The sequence below is a fragment of the Curtobacterium sp. BRD11 genome, from assembly GCF_031844345.1.
Classification (GTDB): domain Bacteria; phylum Actinomycetota; class Actinomycetes; order Actinomycetales; family Microbacteriaceae; genus Curtobacterium.
This window is the reverse complement of record NZ_JAUZUZ010000012.1, coordinates 1-5,427: the sequence shown is the minus strand read 5'-3', so window position 1 is coordinate 5,427 and position 5,427 is coordinate 1. Positions and strand designations below refer to the sequence as shown.

The 5,427-nt window shown below is 55.8% G+C and carries 3 rRNA genes; all 3 read left to right on the top strand.

Annotated elements, in window-relative coordinates:
• The first annotated feature begins 112 nt into the window (after positions 1–112).
• Positions 113–1,634 (top strand): 16S ribosomal RNA (locus Q9R28_RS16770).
• A 412-nt stretch (positions 1,635–2,046) separates the two neighbouring features.
• Positions 2,047–5,174: ribosomal RNA gene (locus Q9R28_RS16765) — 23S ribosomal RNA — on the top strand.
• Positions 5,175–5,315: 141 nt separating this feature from the next.
• Positions 5,316–5,427: ribosomal RNA gene (rrf, locus tag Q9R28_RS16760) — 5S ribosomal RNA — on the top strand; the annotation flags it as partial.

Here is a 5,427-nt window from a genome sequence, read left to right as displayed (position 1 = left end):
GCTTTGGTTGTGGTCGTCGGAGACAATTCCTTTTGGATTGAAGATTGTCAGTAGACAGTCAACAGTCAGAATCAACTCGGTTCGGCGCTTTCGGGTGTCGGATCTGTAATTTTTTACGGAGAGTTTGATCCTGGCTCAGGACGAACGCTGGCGGCGTGCTTAACACATGCAAGTCGAACGATGATCAGGAGCTTGCTCCTGTGATTAGTGGCGAACGGGTGAGTAACACGTGAGTAACCTGCCCCTGACTCTGGGATAAGCGTTGGAAACGACGTCTAATACTGGATATGATCACTGGCCGCATGGTCTGGTGGTGGAAAGATTTTTTGGTTGGGGATGGACTCGCGGCCTATCAGCTTGTTGGTGAGGTAATGGCTCACCAAGGCGACGACGGGTAGCCGGCCTGAGAGGGTGACCGGCCACACTGGGACTGAGACACGGCCCAGACTCCTACGGGAGGCAGCAGTGGGGAATATTGCACAATGGGCGAAAGCCTGATGCAGCAACGCCGCGTGAGGGATGACGGCCTTCGGGTTGTAAACCTCTTTTAGTAGGGAAGAAGCGAAAGTGACGGTACCTGCAGAAAAAGCACCGGCTAACTACGTGCCAGCAGCCGCGGTAATACGTAGGGTGCAAGCGTTGTCCGGAATTATTGGGCGTAAAGAGCTCGTAGGCGGTTTGTCGCGTCTGCTGTGAAATCCCGAGGCTCAACCTCGGGCTTGCAGTGGGTACGGGCAGACTAGAGTGCGGTAGGGGAGATTGGAATTCCTGGTGTAGCGGTGGAATGCGCAGATATCAGGAGGAACACCGATGGCGAAGGCAGATCTCTGGGCCGTAACTGACGCTGAGGAGCGAAAGCGTGGGGAGCGAACAGGATTAGATACCCTGGTAGTCCACGCCGTAAACGTTGGGCGCTAGATGTAGGGACCTTTCCACGGTTTCTGTGTCGTAGCTAACGCATTAAGCGCCCCGCCTGGGGAGTACGGCCGCAAGGCTAAAACTCAAAGGAATTGACGGGGGCCCGCACAAGCGGCGGAGCATGCGGATTAATTCGATGCAACGCGAAGAACCTTACCAAGGCTTGACATACACCGGAAACGGCCAGAGATGGTCGCCCCCTTGTGGTCGGTGTACAGGTGGTGCATGGTTGTCGTCAGCTCGTGTCGTGAGATGTTGGGTTAAGTCCCGCAACGAGCGCAACCCTCGTTCTATGTTGCCAGCGCGTTATGGCGGGGACTCATAGGAGACTGCCGGGGTCAACTCGGAGGAAGGTGGGGATGACGTCAAATCATCATGCCCCTTATGTCTTGGGCTTCACGCATGCTACAATGGCCGGTACAAAGGGCTGCGATACCGTAAGGTGGAGCGAATCCCAAAAAGCCGGTCTCAGTTCGGATTGAGGTCTGCAACTCGACCTCATGAAGTCGGAGTCGCTAGTAATCGCAGATCAGCAACGCTGCGGTGAATACGTTCCCGGGCCTTGTACACACCGCCCGTCAAGTCATGAAAGTCGGTAACACCCGAAGCCGGTGGCCTAACCCTTGTGGAAGGAGCCGTCGAAGGTGGGATCGGTGATTAGGACTAAGTCGTAACAAGGTAGCCGTACCGGAAGGTGCGGCTGGATCACCTCCTTTCTAAGGAGCATCTGACCGGCCCTGCTCTGCAGGTGTCTGGTTCAGGCGCCGAGTAACCCGAACGTGGTTGCCGGTAGCTCATGGGTGGAACATTGACAGTGCAGTCGGGAGCGTAGCTTCCGGCCCTAGTACGCCAGCTTGCTGGTTGGGACGGGTCGGGGTGAGCGGGTCGGCTGGTGCACGTTGTTGGGTCCTGAGGGACCAGGCTTCCTGTTGACACGTGAGTGTTGGCGGGGGTTGGGCCTACGGGTCCTTCGTTGGGCCAGGGTGAACCTACCGGTTGGTGGGGGAGTGCTGGTGCCGATCGTATGTTGAGAACTACACAGTGGACGCGAGCATCTTAGATCGCTCGTGATGATGACCGGCTTTCGGGTTGGTTGTTGTTCGAGTCGATCGCAATTTTAATCTTTGTGGTCAAGTTTCTAAGAGCAAACGGTGGATGCCTTGGCATCTGGAGCCGAAGAAGGACGTAGAAATCTGCGATAAGCCTCGGGGAGCTGATAATCGAGCTGTGAGCCGAGGATTTCCGAATGGGGAAACCCCGCCAGGCGACTTGTCGACCTGGTGACTCCCGCCTGAATATATAGGGCGGGTAGAGGGAACGTGGGGAAGTGAAACATCTCAGTACCCACAGGAAGAGAAAACAACATGTGATTCCGTGAGTAGTGGCGAGCGAAAGCGGATGAGGCTAAACCGATCATGTGTGATAGCCGGCGGGCGTTGCATGGTCGGGGTTGTGGGACACGTCGCTCAGTTCTGCCGGACTGGGACGGTTACAGCGCATCATAGTCGAACCGGTTTGAAAGCCGGGCCGTAGTGGGTGCCAGCCCCGTAGACGAAATGGTGTTATGGCCGGATGTGTATCCCAAGTAGCACGGGGCCCGAGAAATCCCGTGTGAATCTGTCAGGACCACCTGATAAGCCTAAATACTCCCAGATGACCGATAGCGGACAAGTACCGTGAGGGAAAGGTGAAAAGTACCCCGGGAGGGGAGTGAAATAGTACCTGAAACCGTTTGCTTACAAACCGTCGGAGCCTCCTTGTAGGGGTGACGGCGTGCCTTTTGAAGAATGAGCCTGCGAGTTAGTGATATGTGGCGAGGTTAACCCGTGTGGGGCAGCCGTAGCGAAAGCGAGTCTGAATAGGGCGATTCAGTCGCATGTCCTAGACCCGAAGCGAAGTGATCTATCCATGGCCAGGTTGAAGCGACGGTAAGACGTCGTGGAGGACCGAACCCACTTCAGTTGAAAATGGAGGGGATGAGCTGTGGATAGGGGTGAAAGGCCAATCAAACTTCGTGATAGCTGGTTCTCTCCGAAATGCATTTAGGTGCAGCGTTGCGTGTTTCTCGCCGGAGGTAGAGCTACTGGATGGCCGATGGGCCTCAACAGGTTACTGACGTCAGCCAAACTCCGAATGCCGGTGAGTGAGAGCGCAGCAGTGAGACGGTGGGGGATAAGCTTCATCGTCGAGAGGGAAACAACCCAGACTACCAACTAAGGCCCCTAAGCGTGTGCTAAGTGGGAAAGGATGTGGAGTTGCACAGACAACCAGGAGGTTGGCTTAGAAGCAGCCACCCTTGAAAGAGTGCGTAATAGCTCACTGGTCAAGTGATTCCGCGCCGACAATGTAACGGGGCTCAAGCACACCGCCGAAGTTGTAGATTTCGCACACAGACAAGCCTTCGTGGTTCAGTCGTGCGGAGTGGTAGGAGAGCGTCGTGTGGCGAGTGAAGCGGCGGAGTAATCCAGCCGTGGACGCCACACGAGTGAGAATGCAGGCATGAGTAGCGAAAGACGGGTGAGAAACCCGTCCTCCGAAAGACCAAGGGTTCCAGGGCCAGGTTAATCCGCCCTGGGTAAGTCGGGACCTAAGGCGAGGCCGACAGGCGTAGTCGATGGACAACGGGTTGATATTCCCGTACCGGCGAACAACCGCCCAAGCTAATCCAGTGGTGCTAAGAGTCCTAACCCGGGTTACCGGATCCCTTCGGGGTGATGGTGTCCGGTCTAACGCTCGACCCCATGCTGGTGCGGCTAGCGTATGAACAGGTGTGACGCAGGAAGGTAGCTGAGCCAGGCGATGGTATCCGTAAGGTGAACCTGGTGTAAGGATGTAGGGCTGACGATAGGCAAATCCGTCGTCTGTGTGCCTGAGATCCGACGCGTACCCGTCAGGGGAAATCAGTGATCCTATGCTGCCGAGAAAAGCATCGACGCGAGGTTGCAGCCGCCCGTACCCGAAACCGACTCAGGTGGTCAGGTAGAGAATACCAAGGAGATCGAGAGAATCGTGGTTAAGGAACTCGGCAAAATGCCCCCGTAACTTCGGGAGAAGGGGGGCCGGACACGTGATACGACTTCTCGTCGTTGAGCGTTGAAGGCCGCAGAGACCAGTGGGAAGCGACTGTTTACTAAAAACACAGGTCCGTGCGAAGTCGCAAGACGATGTATACGGACTGACGCCTGCCCGGTGCTGGAAGGTTAAGAGGAAGGGTTAGCCTCAGGGCGAAGCTCTGAATTTAAGCCCCAGTAAACGGCGGTGGTAACTATAACCATCCTAAGGTAGCGAAATTCCTTGTCGGGTAAGTTCCGACCTGCACGAATGGCGTAACGACTTCCCAGCTGTCTCAACCGCGAACTCGGCGAAATTGCACTACGAGTAAAGATGCTCGTTACGCGCAGCAGGACGGAAAGACCCCGTGACCTTTACTACAGTTTGGTATTGGTGTTCGGAGTGGCTTGTGTAGGATAGGTGGGAGACTGTGAAGCGGGCACGCTAGTGTTCGTGGAGTCATTGTTGAAATACCACTCTGGTCACTTTGGATGTCTAACGTAGGACCCTGATCGGGTTCATGGACAGTGCCTGATGGGTAGTTTAACTGGGGCGGTTGCCTCCCAAAGAGTAACGGAGGCGCCCAAAGGTTCCCTCAACCTGGTTGGCAATCAGGTGGCGAGTGTAAGTGCACAAGGGAGCTTGACTGTGAGACTGACAGGTCGAGCAGGGACGAAAGTCGGGACTAGTGATCCGGCAGTGGCTTGTGGAAGCGCTGTCGCTCAACGGATAAAAGGTACCTCGGGGATAACAGGCTGATCTTGCCCAAGAGTCCATATCGACGGCATGGTTTGGCACCTCGATGTCGGCTCGTCGCATCCTGGGGCTGGAGTAGGTCCCAAGGGTTGGGCTGTTCGCCCATTAAAGCGGTACGCGAGCTGGGTTTAGAACGTCGTGAGACAGTTCGGTCCCTATCCGCTGCGCGCGTTGGAAATTTGAGAAGATCTATCCCTAGTACGAGAGGACCGGGATGGACGAACCTCTGGTGTGTCAGTTGTTCTGCCAAGGGCACCGCTGATTAGCTACGTTCGGACCGGATAACCGCTGAAAGCATCTAAGCGGGAAGCCGTCTTCGAGATGAGATTTCCATGCACCTTGAGTGTGAGAGGCTCCCAGCAGACTACTGGGTTGATAGGCCGGATGTGGAAGCGGGGACTAACGACCCGTGGAGCTGACCGGTACTAATAAGCCGAAGACTTGACAACACAACTTTTACCGTCGCCCCTTGTGGGTGGCGGGCTCGCGTCCACTTTGTGGTTCCCGACAGACGATCGGGAATCAAACTGAATACTTCAGCAATGCTCTGAAGGAACAGTGGTTTGATCCAGGATCTGGGTCGACAGTGTTCCGGTGGTCATAGCGAGAGGGAAACGCCCGGTCACATTCCGAACCCGGAAGCTAAGCCTCTCAGCGCCGATGGTACTGCAAGGGGGACCTTGTGGGAGAGTAGGACGCCGC